This is a genomic window from Ignatzschineria sp. LJL83, assembly GCF_054871845.1.
This window is the reverse complement of sequence record NZ_JBTXLY010000004.1, coordinates 66,626-89,507: the sequence shown is the minus strand read 5'-3', so window position 1 is coordinate 89,507 and position 22,882 is coordinate 66,626. Positions and strand designations below refer to the sequence as shown.

Below are 22,882 nucleotides of genomic sequence, written 5' to 3'. Positions count from 1 at the left end.
ATTAAGCTTGAGGCTTTTTTTGTGATAACTGTACATATTGGCGCGCTAAAATATTGGCAAATTCATCAATAAAGCTATCGTAACGAGTCATCATGGTGTTGATGTCGTTACTGAATTTATTGAATGCCATCACTGCCGGAATCGCTGCTAATAAGCCAATTGCCGTTGCAATAAGCGCTTCTGAAATGCCGGGAGCAACTTGTGCAAGCGTGACTTGTTTCACAGCGCCAAGTGCGCTGAAAGAGTTCATCACGCCGATTACAGTTCCTAATAATCCGACATAAGGTGCGGTAGAACCAATCGTTGCGAGAAGTGATAGGGATTTTTGAGCAATTGTTTCTTCACGTTGAGTTTCGGCGAACATGGCGCTTTTAACGCTCGATACGATAAATTCAGGATCATAGTTTGCATAAGTTCTTAAGCGTGTGAACTCTTGGAAACCTGATAAAAACACTTTTTCTAAATCACTACAACTTTTGCCTTTTTTAGCAGCATCACTTGCGAGCTGATTAATATCCGCACCGGCCCAAAAGAGTCGTTCAAATTGATTCACACGATATTTTGCGAGTTTAATAGAGATATATTTTTTCCAAATAAGAAAGATCGCCATCACGAGCATAATCGCTAAGATGATCATAATGATTTTAACAGGGAAGCTAGCACTTAAAATAAGTTGCCAAAATTGTAAATCTGAGGACATTGTAAAATTCCTTCTTTAGAAAAAACTTGGAAGAGGTTTAGGACGGCGACTATTCACATCTAAGGTGACGATTTCCACTTGACCATTTGTGAGAATCTCTTCTCCTCGTAAGATGGTCTGTTGGAAAATCGCTCGTGTTTTGCTTTTTTGATGGATATGCGAGCGAACGATGAGATCATCGCAAAGATATGCCGGCGATCGGTATTCAATATCGAGTTTACGAACGACAAACATTTCAAAATGTTCCTGTGCGTGCGTATTGAGATTAATCCCTTTCGACATGAGCCATTCAGTACGGGCGCGCTCCATGAAGTTAAGATAGGTGGAATGATAAACGATTCCACCGGCATCTGTATCTTCGTAGTAAACCCGAATGGGTAATTCAAAAAATTCTGTGTCTTGCAGCATAATGTTTTATGGCTGACCTTCTGCTGTAAAAGAAATAGGAATATTTTACACGATATTATGATAAATTTCGCCGTTAATATTATCTCAATCTAAATGTTAGCGCGGATATTAACGATTTAAGCGGTGGAAAATATCGGTAAACGCATGCGGAATTGTGCTTTGAAAAGTGTAGTTTTCGCCAAATAAAGGAAAGCTTAGTAAAGAAGCATGAAGCATTAACCGTTTTGCAGAAGAGGAGTCATTTGGGAAATAGCGCTGATCTCCTAAGATTGGGAAGCCATTGGCCGAACTATGGACTCTAATTTGATGGGTTCTTCCTGTTTTTAACACTGCATTTAAAAGTGATGCTTTTTTGCCTTGCTTGAGCAGAGAAAAATGCGTTTCCGCTTCTTTCCCATTGTTTGAAACAATCACATGACGTTCCCCATTTTGGCGATTTTCTGTATCTAAAGGATCCGTAATGATGGTGGTTTCTTGTGGGAACTTCTGTTGCCAATTGCCGGCAATAACTAATGTATATTGACGAGTCAGATCGGTATTTTGCAACTCTCGTAAGGCTTTTCCTGTTTTAGCGATGAGTAATAATCCGCTTGTTTCTCGATCTAAACGTTGCACTAATTCATGAAAATCATGGTCTGAGAAAGCTTTGATGATTTCAATAATGCCGTAAGGAATTTCAGAGCCTGCATGTACGGCAATGCCGGAAGGTTTATCGATGATCATGAAATCGGCATTTTCAAACAGAATATGTGACTGTAATTCTTTCCATGCTTGATCTGGAATATGAATCTCTTCCTTTAATTCAATCTTCACCGGCGGAAGTCTGACGATATCGCCGGCATTTAGACGTGAAATAGGTTTCGCTCGACCTTTATTAATACGCACTTCGCCTTTGCGAATCATTTGATAGATTCGACCTTTAGGAAGCTCTCTAAATTGTGCCATTAAGAAGTTATCAAGGCGCTGTCCATCTTGATGAATATCCACTTTAACGGTTGTGGCAGGATAAAATTTCGTATTCTCAGGATGTGACATGTGAAACCTTTTGGAAAAATGTAAAAACTGATTTGTAGAACTGGATTACAGGATTAGCTGACGCTAGTTTAAGATTAAAGAAGGGAAATTCAAAGTAAAAGAAGAGAAGGGGGAGGAATCTAAGAGTAAAGTCTAGGAGTAAAGTCGCGAAGAAAAAATCTGAAAAAGAAAAACGCCTTAAAAAAGGCGTTTTAATAATGATAATGGTTTGAACTCTATCTTAGTTTTGATGGAGTTCAGTCGTGCAAGTTGTGTTGAAACCTATTTTTTAGGTTTTGGCGAGAGAAGATCTTCTTCCTCATCTTCTTCGATTTCAACAGGTGCAGTTACAGTAATGAAGTGATCACGCACACGTTTTTCAATTTCTTGAGCAGTTGCGATATTTTCACGAAGATACTGTTTTGAGTTCTCTTTACCTTGACCTAAACGGGTATCGCCGTAGCTGTACCAAGCGCCTGCTTTATCGACGATGCCGGCATCAACTCCTAAATCAATGACTTCACCTAAAGTATCGATTCCTGCGCCATACATAATTTCAAATTTTGCTTCTCTAAATGGCGGAGCAACTTTATTTTTAACAACACGAACACGCGTATCTGCACCAATCACTTCATCGCCTTTTTTTACGGCACCTATTCTACGGATATCTAAACGAACAGAAGAGTAGAATTTAAGAGCATTTCCACCTGTTGTTGTTTCAGGGTTTCCAAACATGACGCCAATTTTCATACGGATTTGGTTGATGAAAATCACAAGGGTATTTGATTTTTGGATGTTCGCTGTAAGCTTACGGAGCGCTTGGCTCATCAGTCTTGCTTGTAAACCCATGTGAGAATCACCCATCTCACCTTCAATTTCAGCTTTTGGCGTAAGTGCCGCAACGGAGTCAACAACGATAATATCTACCGCACCAGAACGAACTAATGTATCTGTGATTTCTAATGCTTGCTCGCCATTATCCGGTTGTGCAATATAGAGATCTTCAACATTTACCCCTAATTTAGCGGCATATGATGGATCTAACGCATGCTCCGCATCGATAAATGCAGCGGTTCCGCCCATTTTTTGCGCTTCAGCAATCACATGGAGCGTTAAGGTTGTTTTACCAGAAGATTCAGGTCCAAAAATTTCAACAATACGACCTTTCGGTAAACCGCCAATGCCGAGAGCGATATCTAGACCGATAGAACCTGTAGATACAGGAGTAATATTAATTGATGCTTGTTGATCACCAAGGCGCATTACTGAACCCTTACCAAATTGACGGTCGATTTGACCTAATGCCGCTTGGAGAGCCTTGCGTTTGTTTTCATCCATTTTAAAAATCCTTATCTACGAGGGTTTAAAATCACATTTAAGTGTTAATTATGCCATAAAATTACATTTATGTATTTATTTCATTAGTTTTCATCAAATTTACAATATCATTATTGCTGTTTGATGAGAGACATTCGCATGCTATGAAAGAATTAGCATAGTGAATAACATATTGAAGTGCGAATTAAAAGGGAATAAACCTGAAAACTACATTCTTATTTTCTGGCTTTTCAGGTTTTATGCCCGTTTTTAGATTTGTTTTATCACATTCAGTTTTAATTTCTGTTCCTGATTTTATCAATCGTATTTCGTATTTTACGATTGAGAGCTTGTGATCTTTTCAATCGCTTTACTTGTCGAATATCCATCGACAAAGTCGATCAGCTCGACTTTTCCGCCGTTGTTGATGACCGCTTCAGCACCGGCAATTTGTTCTACTGAATAATCGCTTCCCTTTACTAAAACATCCGGCAATACCGCTTTGATCAATTCTTCCGGCGTATCTTCTTCGAATAATGTGACCCAAGCCACAGAAGAGAGAGATGCCAAAACGGTCGCTCGGCTCACTTCATCCATCACAGGACGGTTTTCGCCCTTGAGACGTTTCACGGAATTATCAGAATTAAGAGCGACAATCAGATGATGCCCAAGTTTGCTTGCTTCTTCTAAATATTTCACATGCCCACGATGCAGAAGATCAAAGCAACCATTCGTCATGACAACGGTTTCGTTATTCATCTTGGCGCGTTTTACTTCGTGAAGGAGGGCTTCTTTTGAGAGTACCAAATTATGCGGATGATCTGATTGCCCTAATGCAAAATCGAGCTCTTCTTGCGTAACGTAAGATGCGCCCATTTTTCCAACCACAATGGAAGCTGCGACATTGGCAATTTTACATGCTTGTGGCAGAGATGTGCCTTTTGCAATTTGTGTGGCAAGCATCGCAATCACTGTATCGCCGGCGCCGGTAACATCGAAAACATCCTGTGCTTTTGCCGAGAACGTGACAGGTGCTTTGCCTTTTTCAAAGAGCGTCATACCTTTTTCACTGCGAGTCACAAGCAGGGCTTCTAGCTCTAGCTCTTCTCGTAAAGCTTCTGCTTTCGCAAATAGCGTTGCTTCATCTTTGCATTTTCCTACAACGCCCTCGAATTCGCTGGTATTAGGCGTAATTAAGGAAGCACCACGGTATTTTGTAAAATCTTCGCCTTTCGGATCGATAATGACAAACTTTCCTTGGCTTCTTGCATATTGAATCAGGCTTTGCGGATCGGAAAGAAAGCCTTTGTTGTAATCAGAAAGCACGATGAGATCATTTTGATCGATGATTTTATGCAGAGAATCAGTAATTTTTTGCGTGAGTGCCGGCGTTAATTCTGGTGCTTCTTCAAAGTCACAGCGAACAATATGTTGCTGACGACTAATTACGCGAAGTTTCATAATGGTCGCAAAACCATTTTCAGCCACAAAATCTGTTTGAATCGCATTTTTTTGGCACAGAGCCTTCAGCTCTTCCGCATTATGATCAACGCCTACAAGACCTGATAATGTCACAGGGCAATCCATCTTGCTGATATTGAGGGCAACGTTCGCAGCGCCACCTAAACGGTTCTCGGTATGGTTGATATTTACAACAGGAACAGGAGATTCAGGAGAAATGCGGTTTGTGGAACCAATCCAATAACTATCAATCATGATGTCACCGAATACGGCGATTTTAGCGATAGGTTGAGTCATTCGTTGTGTCATTATAAGCCTCAAAATTAAATAGAGATTGTGAGATTATGCTGAAATAAATCTTTAAAGTTTTGTGAAGTAATACGGGCAACTTCCTCGATGGGAATATTTTTTACTTCACTGATTGTTTTTGCCACCAAAGGCACAAGTCCTGGGTGATTGGCTTTTCCGCGATACGGCACCGGCGTTAAATAGGGTGCATCGGTTTCAATGAGCATGCGATCAATCGGCGTTTTCGCAACCACTTCTCGTAATTCAGCGGCATTTTTAAAGGTGATAATGCCACTAAAAGAGATATAAAAGCCAAGATCCAAACCTTTTTTTGCCATATCCCAATTTTCGGTAAAACAGTGCAAAATGCCACCGACATCGCGAGCATTTTCGGCAGTTAAAATGTTGATGGTGTCAGCTCTTGCTTCTCTTGTATGGATAATGAGCGGTTTTTGAGTTGCTTTAGCAATATCAATTTGCGTGATGAAAGAAGCTTGTTGTGCCACTTTGTGTTCTGTGGAGTAGTAGTAATCTAAGCCTGTTTCCCCAATGGCAATTACTTTAGGATTTGCGAGCATGGGTGTAAAGTTTTCCATGCTTGCCGGAATATTTGCCGGCACAGCGCCGGGATGAACGCCGACAGAAAGAGAAATCTGATCGAAATCTTCGACTAACGTTGCCATTTCATCCCAACGATCTAAATCCACGCTCACGCAGAGCATATGATTGACGTTATTTTTCTGAATAATCTCCAGCAGATTTTCGAGGCGATTATCATACGCCGAGAGATCGAGCATATTCAGATGGCAGTGGGAATCAATAAAGGTTGGGGTTGTCATAAGTGATTTTATCGTGTTGTTTGAGGATAAGTTTAGAATCTCCAAAGATTAATCCCTAAAGATTCTGGATTCTATGAATTTGTTGCATGCATCGCTTCATGCATTCGAAGAAGCGCGTGAATTCTTGCGGTGAGATAACTTGGCGGTGAAATCAGCGCAACGCCGGCGCCTTGGCTATCTGTAATATGTAAGCATTCGGCTTTTGCCGTAGGATTGATAAATGCAACGGATCCGGTGACGTCTACCGGCGTTGTATCGCCATCGGGAAGCGTTAATTGAAGCAGGATTTCATCATGAAGTTTAAAAGCATAATCCGTGGCGAAAAAAAATCCGCCATTTTGCAGTAAGGGAAGATAATATTCCGCAAGTTGTTCAGCATTTTTAAAATGCACCGTAATTTTTTTAGGATTGCTCATAAACTGCCTCTCATTAATGCGCGACTTTAATTCAATTTAAATCAGCGATTTGCATGATTCGTGATCTGCAATCAATCGGAGTGATTTTCCCAAGAGATGATCTTTCTAGAACGCCCTCTTGCTCTGCCTAAGAATGATCACGGATATTCATAATGGCGCACATTATCGCATGATCTCGGGCGAGTTTCGAGATAGCACCGTGAAAGTGCGTGGTTATTTGTCTGAAAATATCACGATAACAGCGCTCAAGCACTTAATTTACGCTATTATATTGAATCAATATTCAGTTGATATTCGAGTCATATTCAATCTAAATCAGATGTTTTAAGGCGCATTTAGAATGTTTTCGAGATCATAGAATAAAGGTATATGCAGTTTTAGTATTTGAAGTTGATATAGGAATTAACAGGATGATGGATATGAACAGAGTTGAGTGGCGAATATTCAGGGCAGGAATCTTCCAATGAATGCGCTTGAAATTACGAACTTAACCGTCAGCTATAAAGCGCATCCTGTGGTGCATCATCTCTCTGTGGCATTTCCTAAAGGCGAAAGTACGGCGATTATCGGACCCAATGGCGCCGGGAAAAGTACGTTGTTAAAAGCGATTATGGGTTTAGTTTCATATTCTGAAGGTTCCATTCAGAAGAGTCCGGCATTGAAAGTGAGCTACCTGTCGCAAATTTCAGAAATTCGCCGAGATCTTCCGTTAACGCTATTTGAATTAGTGAGCGCCGGCGCGTTTCATAAAATGGGACTATTCGGCAGATTGTCGAAAGAAGCACGGAACGAAGTGGAAGATGCTTTAACGTTTGTTGGGCTTGAAGGTTTTGGCGAGCGAAGTATTGATTCGCTTTCAGGCGGACAATTTCAAAAAGCACTCTTTGCGAGAATTGTTGTGGAAGGTGCTGACTTGATTTTATTGGATGAACCTTTCAATGCGATGGATGCAAGAACCACAAAAGAGCTCTGTGCGCTCATTAAGCAGTGGGAAGATGCCGGAAAAACAGTGATTGCCGTATTGCATGATTTGAATATCGCTTGTCAATATTTCACGAATACCTTAATTCTCGCACGCGATAAGATCGCTTTTGGCAAAAGTGCCGAAGTTGTGACCGGCGATAATTTACTGCGAGCGGAATCAGTATCTCTAGGTTGGGAAAGTAGCACATGGTGCGAGGATTAATATGTTAGAACTTCTATATGCACTGTTTATTGATCCGTTTGTAAGTTTACCTTTTCTAAAAAGGGCACTTGTGGCATCTGTGATGATTGCCGTTTCTTCAGGGTTGGTGGGCGTATTTTTGCTATTAAATCGTATGAGTTTAGTAGGCGATGCGCTTAGTCACGGCGTTTTGCCGGGAATTGCCATTGCGTTTCTCTTCTTTGGATTTAACATCTATGCCATGAGCGTCGGTGGTGTGATTGCCGGCGTTTTGATTGCGATTATCGCGTCGCTGGTATCCCATTACACAAATTTAAAAGAAGATGCGAGCTTTGCGGCGCTCTATCTTTTTTCGCTCGCCATTGGCGTTGTGCTCATTATGGAGATTGGTTCGCAAGCAGATCTGCTTCATATTCTATTCGGTTCTGTGCTAGCGGTAGATGAATCGTCCCTCTATTTGATTTGGGGCGTACTTGTGATCACGCTTCTTATGTTATCGTTCATCTATCGTCCGTTACTGCTGTATGTGATTGATCCGCTCTATTTGGCGCTCAAAACAAAGGTCGGGCTCTTTTTTTACGGCATTTTTCTCTTTTTAGTTGTGCTCAATTTAGTCGCTTCGTTCCAAGTACTCGGAACATTAATGACAGTTGGAATGATGATGATTCCGGCAATTTGCGCAAGGCTTTGGAGTAATCGCATGGAAAGCGTATTGCTAATTGCGATGATTGCCGGCATTTTAAGTGCTTATCTCGGATTAGTCGCTTCGGTGCATTATGATATCGCATCAGGGCCGATGATTATTGTGGTATTAGCGTTTTTCTATGTGATTTCGCTGATATTCGGCGCAGAAGGTGGGTTGCTGAGAAGAAAAGGGCAGAAACGCCACAGAAAAGCATAAGTGAAAAGTATAAGTGAAAAGCATCAATAAAATGGCTCAATAAAACGTAAATATTCGTCAGAGTGGAATGAAATTCGTTACAGTGATAACAGATTAGAAATTGAGATTAAAAATTGAAAACGGGAAGTTAAAGATAGACAGCTAACAGCTAGGAGTTGCAATGATTACAGTGACATATTTTGGGAATTTAAAGGATCAGCTTCAATGCGTTGAGGAAACGATCGCTTGGGAATCTGGAGATACGGAAATATTGTTAGCTCAACTTCGCGAGCGTGGCGACATTTGGGAAACGGCATTAGCGCCGGAGAAAGTTTTCCGCGTAGTTGTGAATGAAGAGATTACTTTTGCGCCGACTGAAATCACTGCCGGCGATCGTGTTGCGCTTTTACCGCCGGTCACGGGAGGTTAAGTTTTCATGCATATTGATGTCACGATTCAAACGAATCCTTTTGAATTGCAAACAGAGAGCGATTCTCTCATTGAAAAATCCGGCGATGCCGGCGCTTTAGTGCTCTTTCAAGGAATGGTGCGAGAATTTGATCAATCCGTCGAATTGGAAAAGATGGAGTTGGAGCATTTCCCCGGCGTTACGGAAAAAGAGATTATCCGCATTATTCATGAAGCGAAAAAAACGTGGGATATTGCCGGTTGCCGAGTGATTCATCGAGTGGGTGCGCTATATGCCGATGATCCGATTGTGCTCTTAATCGTCACGGCAAAACATCGTTTACAAGCATTTTTAGCCGCAGAATTCATTATGGATTACCTTAAGACAGAAGCGCCTTTTTGGAAGAAAGAATTTCTGAAAGATGGGCGAAATTATTGGGTAGAAGCGAAAAAGAGCGATCAAGAGATCTTAGCAAGATGGCAAGACATTCAAGCAAATTCTAAGGATGCAGATGAAGCGTAATATCATCGGACTTATTCTTTCAGGCGGCGTTGGCCGGCGCATGGATTATCAAAATAAAGGATTAGTGCCGCTAAAAAATGCCGGAAAAAATAGTGCGCTTAAATCTGGGCTGAAAGCCGAGAGTGAAGTTGAAGCTAAAATCGAAACTTCAACCGAGATTGCTACTCAACAACCTTTGATTGCGCATGTGATTGCCAGAATCTCGCCGCAAGTGGATCAGCTCTATATTTCGGCAAATGCAGATTTAGAACGTTATGAAGCTTTTCAATTGCCCATTATTCAAGATTGTGAAAAGTGGCGAGGAAAAGGGCCGTTAGCCGGCATCGCAAGTTTGCTAGACACTTTGGAAGATGAAGATATCGTACAAGTGGTGAGCTGTGATGGACCACTGATTCCGGAAGATTTAGTCTCTAAATTAAGTGCGGCTCGGAAAGAGAATGAAAGCTTGGTGGTATATCCTGTGACGGAAGAGAGAAATCATTATCTTTATTTGCAAGGGCGCGTGAAAGAATTACGAATCGTTGCCGGCATTTTAGATACCGAAGATTTACGAATTCGGGCATTATTGGAAGCGGTATCGGCACAATCGGTGCAGTTTCCGGATGAACAGACATTTTTGAATTGTAATAGTATGCAAGATATTGCAAAGCTTGAGGAGCTGATGAATGAAGAATTATGATGTTGCCTTACAAGAATTATTAGCGGGAATGACGTTAGAAAGAACGGCGGAAACCGTGAATCTTGCCGGCGCATATGATCGGCAGTTAGCGGAAGATTGTGTGGCAAACTACGATTCTCCACAATTTGATAATAGTGCCATGGATGGATATGCCTTGTGTGATCCGACCGGCAAACTTCGAGAGTTTAAAATTGTTGAGCGAATTATGGCGGGAGATGCCGTAAATTGCGCTTTAAATGCCGGAGAAGCGGCGCGTATTTTTACCGGTGCGAAAACGCCAGAGAACGTCACAAGCGTTGTTATGCAAGAAAATACGGAAGTTTCGGGAGATCAATTAACGCTAACGGTTGCAACGCCGGTGGGATTGAATATCCGTTATCGCGGAGAAGAGATCGAAAAAGGGCAAGTGCTCTTTTCAAAAGGTCATGTGTTAGATCCTGCGGCGATTGCGCTTTTGGCATCACAAGGAATTTGGGAAGTTAAAGTTTTTAAAGAGCTTCGTATTACGGTGTTTTCTACTGGCAATGAATTGAAAGAACCGTGGGAAACACTGGAAGAGAGCCAAATTTTTGATGCGAATCGTTATCAGCTTCTTGCATGGGTTTCAACGCTCGCCAAGGTGCAAGATGGCGGGATTTTAAAAGATGATTATGACACGATTTTAACGGCACTGTCGAAAGCCTCGAAAGAGAATGACCTTTTGATTTTAAGTGGCGGCGCATCAGTTGGAGAAGCCGATTTTATCGCAAGAGCGATTACGGAACTGGGCGAGCTCAATATGTGGAAGCTTGCGATTAAACCTGGTAAACCTTTTGGCTGGGGAAAAATCGGAAGTTGTCATATCATAATGCTCCCGGGAAATCCGGTGTCGGCATATGCGACATTTTATCTACTAGGATATCCGGCGATTAAAAAGTTAAAAGGCGTTGCGCCGGAATTACCACAACTCATGGCAACCATTAATTTTGGTAGCGATCGAATTCAGCCACGCCGAGAGTTTTTGCGAGGTCATTATTATCAAGATGCAACCGGCGAATATTTCGTAGATAATAGCGGATTACAAGGCTCGGCAATGTTAAGCGGTTTAAGTTATGCCAACTGCTTAATTGAAATGAAAGAGCATCAAACAACAGAAAAGGGAAGCTTGGTGAGAATTTACCCGCTTCCAAAAGAGGTCGCGAAAGCGTAAGTATTAAAGTATGAGTATTCAGAAAGAAGATGTCAGAAATGCCGTTGATCAACTCACTTTTGAAGTGAGTGATGAAGCGTGCGAAAAGTTAACGAAATATCTACAAGGGATGTTGCTCTGGAATAAGGCATATAATCTTACGGCAATTACAGATCCTAAAGAGATGCTGATTAAGCATCTGTTGGATTCTCTTGTATTAGCGCCGGAATTAGAGCCAAGAATTCCTAATGGCCGATTTATTGATGTGGGAACAGGTGCCGGATTGCCGGGCGTTCCGCTCTCCATTGTGATGCCAAATGCCTCGTTTACGCTCTTAGATAGTGCGATTAAACGGACGCGTTTTATTACACAGATGAAGCTTGAAATTGGCTTGCCAAATGTGGAAATCATTACTTCAAGAGTGCAAGATCATCAGCCAGAAGAGCGCTATGATGCGGTGTTATCTAGAGCTTTCGCAAGTGGTGAGGATATGGTGAATTGGTCAGAGCATTTAGTGCATGATCAAGGCAAAATGGCGGCGATGAAAGGGAAGTTTATTTCAGAAGAGTGGGAGAATGTATCGCAATTTCCGAATAGGGAAATTGTAGAACTCCATGTTCCGGGACTTTTTGAAGAGCGTCATTTGATCTTCTTATCGAAGTAAGATTTTTGATATAATTTTTATTTGAATTTATTTGTTTTATGTAAAAAGGTAGGAACTGTAATTGGCAACAATCATCGCAATCGCAAATCAGAAAGGCGGCGTTGGTAAAACAACGACGGCTGTGAATCTCGCTTCAAGTTTAACGGAAAGCAAGATGCGCCCAAACGTATTACTGATTGATTTAGATCCACAGGGAAATGCTACAACCGGCATTGGCGTTGATAAACAATCATTAGAATATGGTGTTGTCGACCTACTTTTAGGGGAAGCATCTATCGCAGAAGTGATCATGGATCTTGAAAAAGCAGGATTGAGATTGATCGGTGCGAATGGCGAGCTTACCGGTGCAGAAGTATTATTGGCAAAAGAACCTAATGGTGTTTATACATTAAAGAACGCATTAGAGCCGATTAGAGGCAATTTTGACTTTATTGTGCTCGATTGTGCACCTTCACTCAATATGTTAACGCTCAATGCCTTGGCCGCAGCAACAGATATTATCATTCCGGTGCAGTGTGAATATTATGCGCTGGAAGGAATATCGGCATTAATGGATACGATCTCTTCTGTGAAAGCGGCGACCAATCCTGAATTAAATATTATGGGTGTTTTGCGCACGATGTACGATGGGCGCAATACGCTTGCGGTACAAGTTTCTGAAAACTTAGAGGCGCACTTTGGAAATCGTATGTTTGAAACGATGGTGCCACGAAATGTTCGTCTTGCTGAAGCACCTGGTTACGGCGTTCCTATTACGGTATATGATGGAAAATCTAAAGGCGCTGTAGCATATACAGATTTAGCACGTGAAGTTATTACTCGAAGCAAAAAGAGGTAATTGTGAAAAAAAGAGGATTGGGTCGTGGCTTAGAGATGTTACTCAGCCAAACGGGAGCGGAAGTTGCTACAGATACGGTGAAAGTAGATAGGGAAGGGGTGAAAGAGCTCTCAATTGAGAAGCTTCAACCTGGAAAATATCAGCCACGCCGTTTTTTTGATCAAGATGCGCTAGAAGCATTGGCATCCTCGATTAAATCTCAAGGGATCATTCAACCGATCGTGGTTCGAGAAGTAGAAGGTGGTCAATTTGAGATTTTAGCTGGGGAACGCCGCTGGAGAGCTTCACAATTAGCGGGATTAAAAGTAGTTCCTGTCATCTTCAAAGAGATGAGCGATCAGGAAGCCCTTGCGGTTGCTTTGATTGAAAATATTCAACGGGAAAATTTAAATCCTGTTGAAACGGCGATTGCGTTAAAGCGCTTGATTGAAGAATTTAAATTAACGCATCAAGAAGCAGGGGAAGTGATTGGGAAATCTCGCTCTTCCATTAGCAATACGCTTCGCTTATTAGAGCTTGATGAAGTTGTACAGCAGTTATTAGCTTCACAAAGTATTGATATGGGGCATGCGCGTGCGTTATTAGCTTTGCCGAAAGCAGAGCAAGCGGTGGTTGCCAATAAAGTTGCTGAGAATCAATTAACCGTTCGTGAAACAGAGCAACTCGTCAAGACTTTATTAAATAAGGAGAAAGAGGGCTCAAGCAAGAAAGTGAAAGCGAAAGACCAAGATGTGGTTGGGCTTGAGAGAGATCTGAGTGAGTTTTTAGGCGTAACTACAGAAATTAAAACAAAAAAAGCGGGAAAAGGCGAAGTAGTCATCCGTTATAATTCTTTAGAAGAACTCGATGGTATTCTATTGAAAATAAAGAGGTAGTTATGAAAAGCTACAAAATCGCTACGAATAAGTTGACCTTGTGAGGGCTGGCGACTATAATCTTGGCATGATTTTAAAGGCGAGGATCTGATGATTCCTAGAATTGTAGTAGCGCAACTCGCTGTTTTATTGCTAACAACAATGGTTGCTTGGTCAATATATGATGGTGTAACGGCGTTGTCACTATTTGCGGCAGGTATTTCTATGTTAATACCAAACGTATTTATGGCTGCGAATATGACGTTAGTGCGATTCCATAAGGTGTTCTTTTGGGTAGGCGTCTTCTTTAATAAATTTATTATTTTGCTGCTCTTCTTAGTGAGCATCATGATAATTGAGGATCCGAATTTATTCGCGTTCCTAATTGGGATTATAGTCGTATCGCAAGTTCCCCTTGGGTATGTGTTGATATCTTCCTTAAGAAGAGAAAAGTAATTGTATAGAGAGAACTATGGCTAGTGAATTAACAAATGCATCGTATATTGGACACCATCTCGTAAACTTAAACCAAACAGGTATTGCGCAAGGAGCTGACGAGTTTGTTAACTTCAACTTGATCAACCTTGATACTGTGTTCTGGTCTGTAGTGTGCGGAATTATTGTGATTTTATTTCTTTGGGCTGCTTCTCGTAAAGCAACAGCTGGCGTTCCTGGGAAATTCCAAGCGTTTGTTGAAATCCTCGTAGAATTCGCAGAGAAACAATCTAAAACTCTCGTAAATGGTCCACAAGGATTTATCGCACCTTTAGGTTTAACAGTATTCCTTTGGATTATTGTAATGAACTCACTTGACCTTTTACCAATCGATTTAGCACCTAAAGTAATTGATGTATTAGGACTTAGCGAAGCACTTCCATATCATAAAATTCTTCCTACAGCTGACGTGAGCGCAACGCTCGGTATGTCAACAGCAGTGTTAGCAGTAGTGATCTTCTATTCTATTAAAGCGAAGGGCATGGGCTTTGTAAAAGAGCTATTCTGTGCACCATTTGGTATTTGGCTTGCACCAGCAAACTTCATTTTAAATATTGTTGAATTTATTTCTAAAGCTTTCTCTCTCGGCATGCGACTTTTTGGTAACATGTTTGCCGGTGAGTTAATCTTTATGTTGATCGCACTTTTAGGTGCAACAGGAACACTTTGGGGAATGGGGTTACATGTATTCGCAGGTGCGGCATGGGCAATCTTCCATATCTTAATCGTGATCTTACAAGCTTATATTTTCATGACATTGACCTTAGTGTATCTTGGTCAGGCGCATGAATCTCATTAAAAGAATCAGTCGAAAGATTGTGTTTCATAATTATTGTTAACGTTAGTGTTTTCTTAAAAATAGGAGTTATATTATGGGTTTAGTAGCAATTGCATGTGGTATCATCGTTGGTCTTGGAGCGATCGGTGCAGCATTAGGTATTTCTATGTTAGGTTCTAAATACATCGAAGCATCAGCACGTCAACCAGAAATCATGGATTCACTTTTACCAAAAGTATTCATCCTCGTTGGTCTTATCGATGCTGCATTCTTAATCGGTGTAGGTATTGCTGTATTCTTCGGTATGACTGTATTCACAGGTGCATAATTACATTACACTTAAAGCTTAAGTGGTAAAGACATTTGTTGGTATAGGCATATGAAAGGATAGGTAGTAAAATGAATATTAACGCAACCTTGATTGCCCAGTTTATCGTCTTTTTCATTTTGGTTTTGGTGGTTATGAAGTTTATCTGGCCACCTTTAATCAAAGCTATTGAAGAGAGACGTACTAAAATCGCTGAAGGCTTAGCAGCTGCTGAAGAAAGCGTTGCGGCACAAGCATCAGCTGAAGCTGAAGTAGATGGACTTCTTAAACAAGCACATCTCGAAGCGGCTAACTTAGTTAGCAGAGCTCAGCAACAGGCAGATAGCTTAATTGCAAAGTCTAAAGAAGATAGTAAAGAAGTTGGGCAAAGAGAGATTGATGCAGCGCATGCAAAAATTGAAGCAGAACTTAATCAAGCGACTGAAAGCTTGAGACAACAAGTTGTAGCTTTAAGTATTTTAGGCGCAAGCAAGATCATTGAAAAAGAAGTTGATGAGACAACTCACGCTAAAATGTTAGATGAGTTAGCAAAACAACTATAGTCGCCTGCTCTTCTTTCGAAGAGCATTTTGATAACTAATAAACGATGTAAAAGTAATATGTCAGAATTAGCAACAGTAGCAAGACCTTACGCGGAAGCCGTGTTCATGATTGCCAAAGAAAATCCACAAAGCGCTGATCGCTGGATGGAATTTCTTAACTCATTAAAAACATTAATGGGGAATGAAGCAACTTGTGAAGTGATGCGCTTACCGGAGTTGGGTTTCGAAAAGAAAAAAGCATTCTTAGGTGAGTTGTCAGCTAAGATTTTGAATCGAGCTCTCACTGAAGAAGAGAATGGTTTCTTGAGAACGATTAGTGAAAATAAACGCTATGAGATTTTGCCATCTGTTTATGACGAGTTCAGAATGCGTTTATTAGCTGAACGAAACATTCTTGAGGTCGAAATGCAGAGTGCATATGCCTTAACGGATGGGCAACAAGAGATGTTTGTTAAAGCTCTTCAGAAGCGTTTTAATAAAGAGATCGAATTAACAGTAACCATTTCGCCTTCCTTATTAGGTGGTGCTATTTTAAAAATAGATGATTTAGTCATTGATGGTTCGATTTTAGGTCGTTTAGACGGCATGATCCGATCAATGAATTAAGTTTAATGAATATAAAAGGAAGATTTAAAAGATGCAATTAAATCCATCTGAGATCAGTGATCTCATTAAATCCAAGATTGAAGAATTTGAACTCAAACCTGAAGAAAGAACTGAAGGTACAGTTGTTAGTTTAACTGATGGTATTGCTCGCGTTCACGGAATTGATTCTGTGATGCAAGGTGAAATGGTTGAACTTCCACACGGTGTACGCGGTCTTGCATTGAACCTTGAAAGAGATTCAGTAGGGGTTGTACTTCTTGGTGATTATGAAAAAATTACAGAAGGCGACAAAGTAAGATGTACTGGTCGTATTCTTGAAGCACCAATTGGTCCAGAATTATTAGGCCGTGTTGTTGATGGTCTTGGTAATCCTATCGATGGTAAAGGTGAGCTTGGTACTAAGTTAACTGCACCAATCGAACAAATTGCACCAGGTGTTATTGATCGTCAATCAGTTGATCAACCAATGCAAACAGGTTATATCGCAATTGACTCAATGGTTCCAGTAGGCCGTGGTCAACGTGAGTTAATCATCGGTGACCGTCAAACAGGTAAAACTGCAATTGCAATCGATACAATCATTAACCAAAAAGGTAGTGGTATCAAATGTATCTATGTTGCAATCGGTCAGAAAAACTCAACAATTGCAAACATCGTAGCGAAGCTTGAAGAGCATGGCGCGATGGATCATACAATTGTTGTTGCAGCGGGTGCATCTGATTCTGCAGCAATGCAGTACTTATCAGCATACACAGGTTGTACGATGGGTGAATACTTCCGTGACCGTGGTGAAGATGCGTTAATCATTTATGATGACTTATCTAAACAAGCTGTTGCATATCGTCAAATTTCTCTTTTACTTCGTCGTCCACCAGGTCGTGAAGCATATCCTGGAGACGTTTTCTATCTTCACTCACGTCTTCTTGAGCGTGCAGCAAGAGTTAACGCTGACTATGTTGAAAAGTTCACTAACGGTGAAGTTAAAGGCAAGACTGGTTCATTAACAGCGCTTCCTATTATTGAAACACAAGGTGGGGACGTTTCTGCGTTCGTACCAACTAACGTTATTTCAATCACTGATGGGCAGATCTTCCTTGAGTCAGACTTATTTAACTCTGGTGTACGTCCAGCGATGAACGCAGGTATCTCTGTATCACGTGTGGGTGGTGCGGCACAAACTAAACTTATTAGTAAGTTAGGTGGTGGTGTTCGTTTAGCACTTGCTCAGTACCGTGAACTTGCAGCGTTCTCACAGTTTGCTTCGGATCTTGATGAAGTAACTCGTAGACAGCTCGCTCGTGGACAACGCGTAATGGAGTTGATGAAACAAGCACAATATCGTCCATATACAATCGCAGAAATGGCATTAATTCTTTATGCTATTGAATACGAATATGTTGATGATTTGCCAATTGAAGAAGTACGTCCATTTGCACAGGGTTTAATTGCATCAGCGAATGCAACAGACCAAGAGCTCTTAAAGAACATTAACAGCAAAGGTGCTTATAACGATGACGTTTTATCTGCACTTGGTAAAGTTGTTGGTCAATTTAAGAAAGGTGGAAGCTGGAAAGTAGCATAAGCTACTTTTTAGTTCGTAACATAGCAATTAGGTAGGAATTTCATGGCTGTTGGAAAAGAAATACGTAGTAAGATTAAAAGTATTAGTAATACTCAGAAGATTACTAGTGCGATGGAGATGGTTGCAGCGAGTAAAATGCGTGCTACGCAAATTCGCCGTAATAAATCTTTCCCTTATGCACAGCAAATCGTAAAACTTGCTGCGCATTTAGGTGAAGCAACACCTGAAGAGTTCACACATCAATACTTAGCTACGCGTGATGTAAAACGTGTAGGAATTATCGTTGTTAGTTCTGATCGTGGTTTAGCGGGCGGTTTAAATAATAACTTATTTAAAGTTGTCGCGAATCAAATGAAAGTTTGGAAAGACAAAGGTATTGAAGTTGAGATCGCGACAGTTGGAAATAAAGCGAATGCTTTTTTCTCACGCTTTGGCGGCAATCTTGTAGCGACTGTGAATAACTTAGGTGATGCACCTTCGTCGAAAGATTTAATTGGTATTACAACTGCAATGCTAGATCTTTTCCAAGAAGGTAAAATTGACGAACTCCATGTTTTTGCTAACGAGTTTGTGAATACAATGACGCAAAACCCTCGTTCAGTCCAAGTATTGCCAGTGGTTCCTGGAGTTCTTCAGGACCAATTAGGTTTTGAAAGCTTAGCTGCTGACTCGAACTTAGCATGGGATTATGTTTATGACTCTGCACCTGCAGAATTAATGAATATTGTTCTTGATCGTTATATTGAATATTCGATTTATCAAGCAGTTGTTGAAAACGTAGCATGTGAAATGGCTGCAAGAATGATTGCGATGAAGGCTGCGAGTGATAATGCTGGCGATCTCATTGATGAATTACAATTGATTTATAACAAAGCTCGTCAGGCGGCAATTACTCAGGAAATTACTGAAATTGTTAGTGGTGCGGCAGCAATCAATTAATACGACGTTAACAAAAATTTGGGTTAATAGAGGTTTAGATAAGTATGTCAGGAAAAATTGTACAAGTAATTGGTGCAGTTGTTGACGTGGAATTCCCACGCGACGCCGTTCCAAGTATATATAGTGCACTTAAAGTTGTTGGATCTAAAGACGATCTCGTATTAGAAGTACAACAACAATTAGGTGATGGAATCGTAAGAACGATCGCAATGGGTAGTTCAGATGGTCTTCAACGTGGTCTTGAAGTAGAAGATACGAAACATCCAATTTCTGTACCGGTAGGCGAAGGTACTCTTGGTCGTATCATGGATGTTTTAGGACGTCCAGTTGACTATGCAGGTCCAGTTGAAGCTTCAGATCATTGGGCAATTCATAGAAAAGCACCAAGCTACGAAGACCAAGCGGGTTCTACAGAAGTTCTCGAAACAGGTATCAAAGTAATCGACTTACTCTGCCCATTTGCAAAAGGTGGTAAAGTTGGTCTTTTCGGTGGTGCCGGTGTTGGTAAAACTGTAAACATGATGGAACTTATCAATAATATCGCTAAAGCACATGAAGGTCTTTCAGTGTTCGCAGGTGTTGGTGAGCGTACTCGTGAAGGTAACGACTTCTACTACGAAATGAAAGATTCAAACGTATTAGATAAAGTTGCGATGGTTTACGGTCAGATGAATGAGCCACCTGGTAACCGTTTACGTGTAGCACTTTCAGGTCTTACAATGGCCGAGTACTTCCGTGACGAAGGTAAAGACGTATTACTCTTCATCGATAACATCTATCGTTATACACTTGCAGGTACTGAGGTTTCAGCACTTTTAGGTCGTATGCCATCAGCGGTTGGATATCAGCCAACACTTGCTGAAGAGATGGGTGTTCTTCAAGAGCGTATTACTTCAACGAAGAAAGGTTCTATCACATCAGTACAAGCGGTTTATGTTCCTGCGGATGACTTAACTGACCCATCACCAGCAACAACGTTTGCTCACTTAGATGCAACAATCGTTCTTTCACGTGATATCGCATCTCTTGGTATTTACCCAGCGGTAGATCCATTAGATTCAACTTCACGTCAGTTAGACCCATTAGTAATTGGTCAAGAACACTATGATGTTGCTCGTGGCGTACAGATGATTCTTCAACGTTACCAAGAACTTAAAGATATTATTGCAATTCTTGGTATGGATGAGCTTTCAGAAGACGATAAACTTACAGTATCACGTGCTCGTAAGATCCAACGTTTCTTATCTCAACCGTTCCACGTTGCAGAAGTATTTACAGGTGCTCCTGGTAAATACGTTTCACTTCAAGATACTATTACTAGCTTCAAAGCAATTCTTGCAGGTGAAGGTGACCATATTCCTGAGCAAATGTTCTATATGACAGGAAACTTTAACGAAGTTCTTGATCGTTACGCGAAAGAGAAGAAAAAGTAATAAGGGGATCATATGAAAACTATCAATGTCACTATTGTAAGTGCTGAAAAAGAGCTTTTTACAGGAGTTGCTTCCTTTTTTGCAGCTACAGCAGTTACGGGTGAGATAGGCGTATATCCTGGTCACGTTCCTACTTTAGCTCAGCTTAAGCCGGGACAAGTACGTTTAGTATTAGAAAACGGTACGGAAGAGATTATTTGGGTTTCAGGTGGTTTACTTGAAATCCAACCTCATGAAGTTATTGTTCTCGCAGATAGTGCTGAGCGTGCTAAAGATCTTGATGCCGCAGCAGTTGCGAAAGCTCAAGCTGAAGCAAAAGCAGCAATTGAGTCAGGTAAGCCTGAGCTTGATGTTGAGAAAGCGTTGATTGAATTATCATTAGCGAAATCTCAATTAGATGCAGTAAATAGATTGACAAAAATTTAATTAAAAATAATTAAAAGCCCGTCTAATTGACGGGCTTTTTTTTGACTGGAGAGAGTGGCGATGAATATTCCTCTGATTAATCGTGAAAAATCGATTTTAGCTTTTCAAGAAAGAGTATTAAAACAGGCGGAAAATCCTGATACGCCACTACTTGAGCGATTAAATTTTATTACCATCGTCTCTTCTAATTTAGATGAGTTTTTTGAAGTCCGATTTGCCAATATTAAGGAGCGTATTTTTGCCGGTGAAAGTCAGATTGATGGCGAGCCGGTTGCAGTTTGGCAAGAATCGATTTTTAATCGTGTGACGGCATTGGTGGAAGAGCAATATGCGGTGTTAATGGAAGAGATATTGCCACTATTGAAAAGTGACGATGCCATTGAATTTGTAGGGCTCAATGATTGGAGTGTGGAAGATCGAGAATATCTGACGACCTATTTCCATGAATGCATCAATCCTCTATTAACACCGATAGCGCTCGACGTTGCGCATCCTTTTCCTCATATTTACAATAAAACGCTGAACTACATTATCGAGCTGAAGGGCAAAGATATTTATGGGCGGGAAGTGGATACGGCAATGCTCTCTATCCCTAAAAACTTGCCGTCTTTAATTAAACTATCGAGCGATAATGGCACGGTTCGTTTTACGTCTACGAGTGAAGTGATTCGGGATCAGCTGACAACAATTTTTGATGGTTTTATCGTGGAAGCTGCGTATCAATTTAGGGTTACCCGAAATAGTCATCTCTTTATTGATAAAGAAGAGTTGACGAATCTCCATCAGGCGCTGAAAGGGGAGTTACACCAGCGTAATTTTGGGCATGCGGTACGTCTAGAAATTAGCGCAAATATGCCGAAAAATCTCCGAAATTTTTTAGCAAAAGAATTTGAATTGCCGGCAACAGAAATTTATCCTATTGCCCATTTTATAGACCTCACTCGCTTTAACGAGCTTCGTGAATTCTTAAAGCATCGAAGTGATCTTTTTTATCCAGAATTTATTCCCAAATATGCCGAAAAATGGGTGGATACTGATGATATTTTTTCCATTATCCGCAATAAAGATCAGCTCTTTTACCATCCTTTTGATAGTTTTGCGCCGACTGTAAGATTATTAGAAGTAGCGGCAAAAGATCCACAGGTACAGATGATTCGAATGACGATTTATCGCACCGGCAATGATTCTCAACTGATGAAGAATCTTGTGATTGCTGCAAAAAATGGCAAAGAGGTGAATGTCGTTTGTGAATTGATGGCACGCTTTGATGAGGAAACGAATCTAACGTGGGCGTCTATATTGGAAGAAGCCGGCGTAAAAGTGGTTTACGGCATTTTTGGCTATAAAACCCATGCGAAAATGTTGTTGATTGTACGCAATGAACCCACAGAAGAGAACCCAGATTACTTAGAATATTACACGCATTTAAGCACCGGAAATTATCATTCAGGCACTTCAAAGCTCTATACAGATTTTGCCTTAATGACGAGCGATCGAGAAATTGCGCAAGATGTCACAGATATTTTTGTGACATTGGGCAGTTTAGGAAGACCGCCGGAGCTTCGAAAGCTGTGGCAATCGCCATTTACGTTGTATGATAATTTATTGAAATATATTAATTTCGAAATCGAAGAAGCAAAAGCGGGTCGCAAAGCGCATATCATGGCGAGAATGAATGCGTTATTAGAACCACTCATTATTGAGAAGCTCTATGAAGCATCTAATGCCGGTGTGAAAATTGATCTATTAGTGCGAGGAGCGTGTTCTTTAAGACCTGGGCTTCCTGGGTTCTCAGAGAATATTAAAGTGTATTCGATTTTGGGCCGATTTTTAGAGCATTCCCGGATTTTTAGTTTTTATCATGCCGGCGAAGAGAAAGTTTATATTTCTAGCGCAGATTGGATGCACCGAAATTTCTTTCGAAGAATCGAGATTGCAGTGCCGATAGAATATGAGGCGATTAAACGGCATATTTTGAATGAAGGTCTGCTTGCGTATTTTTCGGATCATACGGCATGGATTTTAGATGGCGAAACGAATGAATACAAGCAAGAGAGATTTACAACGGAAGAGAGAGGCGCTATGCTTTCTGCTCAAGAACGGTTATTACGATCACGAGAGTAACGAGGTT

26 protein-coding genes are annotated in these 22,882 nt (G+C 40.9%); 19 read left to right on the top strand and 7 right to left on the bottom strand.

Annotated elements, in window-relative coordinates:
- Position 1 precedes the first annotated feature (1 nt).
- The 7 genes from tolQ to ACYSN2_RS03955 form a co-directional block, all read right to left on the bottom strand.
- A complete protein-coding gene (gene tolQ, locus ACYSN2_RS03985) occupies positions 2-700 on the bottom strand; it encodes a protein TolQ (RefSeq protein ID WP_461748965.1) in 699 nt (232 codons plus the stop codon).
- A gap of 15 nt (positions 701-715) precedes the next feature.
- Positions 716-1,108, bottom strand: coding sequence for a tol-pal system-associated acyl-CoA thioesterase (gene ybgC, locus ACYSN2_RS03980; RefSeq protein WP_461748964.1), 393 nt, complete (start codon positions 1,106-1,108; stop codon positions 716-718).
- 108 nt (positions 1,109-1,216) lie between these two features.
- A complete protein-coding gene (locus ACYSN2_RS03975; protein WP_461748963.1) occupies positions 1,217-2,143 on the bottom strand; it encodes an RluA family pseudouridine synthase in 927 nt (308 codons plus the stop codon).
- 261 nt (positions 2,144-2,404) lie between these two features.
- Positions 2,405-3,460 carry a recombinase RecA gene (gene recA / locus ACYSN2_RS03970; protein WP_461748962.1) on the bottom strand — a complete coding sequence of 352 codons (1,056 nt, stop codon included), beginning with the start codon at positions 3,458-3,460 and terminating at the stop codon, positions 2,405-2,407.
- A 315-nt stretch (positions 3,461-3,775) separates the two neighbouring features.
- Complete coding sequence (gene hldE, locus ACYSN2_RS03965) at positions 3,776-5,209, bottom strand: bifunctional D-glycero-beta-D-manno-heptose-7-phosphate kinase/D-glycero-beta-D-manno-heptose 1-phosphate adenylyltransferase HldE (protein ID WP_461748961.1); 1,434 nt, start codon at positions 5,207-5,209, stop codon at positions 3,776-3,778.
- A 14-nt stretch (positions 5,210-5,223) separates the two neighbouring features.
- The gene (locus ACYSN2_RS03960) at positions 5,224-6,027 is read right to left on the bottom strand and encodes a TatD family hydrolase (protein WP_461748960.1); all 804 of its coding nucleotides are present in this window, start codon (positions 6,025-6,027) and stop codon (positions 5,224-5,226) included.
- Positions 6,028-6,098: 71 nt separating this feature from the next.
- Positions 6,099-6,443, bottom strand: coding sequence for a PilZ domain-containing protein (locus ACYSN2_RS03955; protein ID WP_461748959.1), 345 nt, complete (start codon positions 6,441-6,443; stop codon positions 6,099-6,101).
- 433 nt (positions 6,444-6,876) lie between these two features.
- On the opposite strand from ACYSN2_RS03955, the gene ACYSN2_RS03950 reads away from it, so the two are divergent.
- The 19 genes from ACYSN2_RS03950 to ppk1 all read left to right on the top strand — a co-directional run bounded on the left by ACYSN2_RS03950 (position 6,877) and on the right by ppk1 (position 22,875).
- Positions 6,877-7,629: a metal ABC transporter ATP-binding protein gene (locus ACYSN2_RS03950; protein ID WP_461748958.1), complete on the top strand. Its 753-nt coding sequence runs from the start codon at positions 6,877-6,879 to the stop codon at positions 7,627-7,629.
- Between the two features lies 1 nt (position 7,630).
- A complete protein-coding gene (locus ACYSN2_RS03945; protein ID WP_461748957.1) occupies positions 7,631-8,509 on the top strand; it encodes a metal ABC transporter permease in 879 nt (292 codons plus the stop codon).
- A 160-nt stretch (positions 8,510-8,669) separates the two neighbouring features.
- Positions 8,670-8,918: a MoaD/ThiS family protein gene (locus ACYSN2_RS03940; protein WP_461748956.1), complete on the top strand. Its 249-nt coding sequence runs from the start codon at positions 8,670-8,672 to the stop codon at positions 8,916-8,918.
- A 6-nt stretch (positions 8,919-8,924) separates the two neighbouring features.
- Positions 8,925-9,419 carry a molybdenum cofactor biosynthesis protein MoaE gene (locus ACYSN2_RS03935; protein WP_461748955.1) on the top strand — a complete coding sequence of 165 codons (495 nt, stop codon included), beginning with the start codon at positions 8,925-8,927 and terminating at the stop codon, positions 9,417-9,419.
- A complete protein-coding gene (mobA, locus tag ACYSN2_RS03930) occupies positions 9,409-10,098 on the top strand; it encodes a molybdenum cofactor guanylyltransferase (protein ID WP_461748954.1) in 690 nt (229 codons plus the stop codon). The genes ACYSN2_RS03935 and mobA overlap by 11 nt, the downstream gene beginning before the upstream one ends.
- Positions 10,085-11,287: a molybdopterin molybdotransferase MoeA gene (locus ACYSN2_RS03925; protein ID WP_461748953.1), complete on the top strand. Its 1,203-nt coding sequence runs from the start codon at positions 10,085-10,087 to the stop codon at positions 11,285-11,287. The genes mobA and ACYSN2_RS03925 overlap by 14 nt, the downstream gene beginning before the upstream one ends.
- A 10-nt stretch (positions 11,288-11,297) precedes the next feature.
- Positions 11,298-11,930, top strand: a complete 633-nt coding sequence (gene rsmG, locus ACYSN2_RS03920; RefSeq protein ID WP_461748952.1) for a 16S rRNA (guanine(527)-N(7))-methyltransferase RsmG — start codon at positions 11,298-11,300, stop codon at positions 11,928-11,930.
- A gap of 61 nt (positions 11,931-11,991) precedes the next feature.
- Entirely contained in the window at positions 11,992-12,768 is a 777-nt protein-coding gene (locus ACYSN2_RS03915) for a ParA family protein (RefSeq protein WP_461748951.1), read from the top strand.
- A gap of 35 nt (positions 12,769-12,803) precedes the next feature.
- Positions 12,804-13,643 carry a ParB/RepB/Spo0J family partition protein gene (locus ACYSN2_RS03910; RefSeq protein WP_461749033.1) on the top strand — a complete coding sequence of 280 codons (840 nt, stop codon included), beginning with the start codon at positions 12,804-12,806 and terminating at the stop codon, positions 13,641-13,643.
- A gap of 90 nt (positions 13,644-13,733) precedes the next feature.
- Positions 13,734-14,078, top strand: a complete 345-nt coding sequence (locus ACYSN2_RS03905; RefSeq protein WP_461748950.1) for a hypothetical protein — start codon at positions 13,734-13,736, stop codon at positions 14,076-14,078.
- Positions 14,079-14,094: 16 nt separating this feature from the next.
- The gene (gene atpB / locus ACYSN2_RS03900) at positions 14,095-14,916 is read left to right on the top strand and encodes a F0F1 ATP synthase subunit A (RefSeq protein WP_461748949.1); all 822 of its coding nucleotides are present in this window, start codon (positions 14,095-14,097) and stop codon (positions 14,914-14,916) included.
- Between the two features lie 73 nt (positions 14,917-14,989).
- A complete protein-coding gene (gene atpE, locus ACYSN2_RS03895; RefSeq protein ID WP_461748948.1) occupies positions 14,990-15,223 on the top strand; it encodes a F0F1 ATP synthase subunit C in 234 nt (77 codons plus the stop codon).
- 71 nt (positions 15,224-15,294) lie between these two features.
- Complete coding sequence (locus ACYSN2_RS03890; RefSeq protein WP_461748947.1) at positions 15,295-15,765, top strand: F0F1 ATP synthase subunit B; 471 nt, start codon at positions 15,295-15,297, stop codon at positions 15,763-15,765.
- A 57-nt stretch (positions 15,766-15,822) separates the two neighbouring features.
- Entirely contained in the window at positions 15,823-16,371 is a 549-nt protein-coding gene (locus ACYSN2_RS03885) for a F0F1 ATP synthase subunit delta (protein WP_461748946.1), read from the top strand.
- Between the two features lie 31 nt (positions 16,372-16,402).
- The gene (atpA, locus tag ACYSN2_RS03880; RefSeq protein ID WP_461748945.1) at positions 16,403-17,953 is read left to right on the top strand and encodes a F0F1 ATP synthase subunit alpha; all 1,551 of its coding nucleotides are present in this window, start codon (positions 16,403-16,405) and stop codon (positions 17,951-17,953) included.
- Positions 17,954-17,995: 42 nt separating this feature from the next.
- On the top strand, positions 17,996-18,892 hold the full coding sequence (gene atpG / locus ACYSN2_RS03875) for a F0F1 ATP synthase subunit gamma (RefSeq protein WP_461748944.1): 897 nt from the start codon (positions 17,996-17,998) through the stop codon (positions 18,890-18,892).
- 44 nt (positions 18,893-18,936) lie between these two features.
- The gene (gene atpD, locus ACYSN2_RS03870) at positions 18,937-20,325 is read left to right on the top strand and encodes a F0F1 ATP synthase subunit beta (protein ID WP_461748943.1); all 1,389 of its coding nucleotides are present in this window, start codon (positions 18,937-18,939) and stop codon (positions 20,323-20,325) included.
- 12 nt (positions 20,326-20,337) lie between these two features.
- A complete protein-coding gene (locus tag ACYSN2_RS03865) occupies positions 20,338-20,751 on the top strand; it encodes a F0F1 ATP synthase subunit epsilon (protein WP_461748942.1) in 414 nt (137 codons plus the stop codon).
- A gap of 60 nt (positions 20,752-20,811) precedes the next feature.
- Positions 20,812-22,875, top strand: a complete 2,064-nt coding sequence (ppk1, locus tag ACYSN2_RS03860; RefSeq protein ID WP_461748941.1) for a polyphosphate kinase 1 — start codon at positions 20,812-20,814, stop codon at positions 22,873-22,875.
- Positions 22,876-22,882 lie beyond the last annotated feature (7 nt).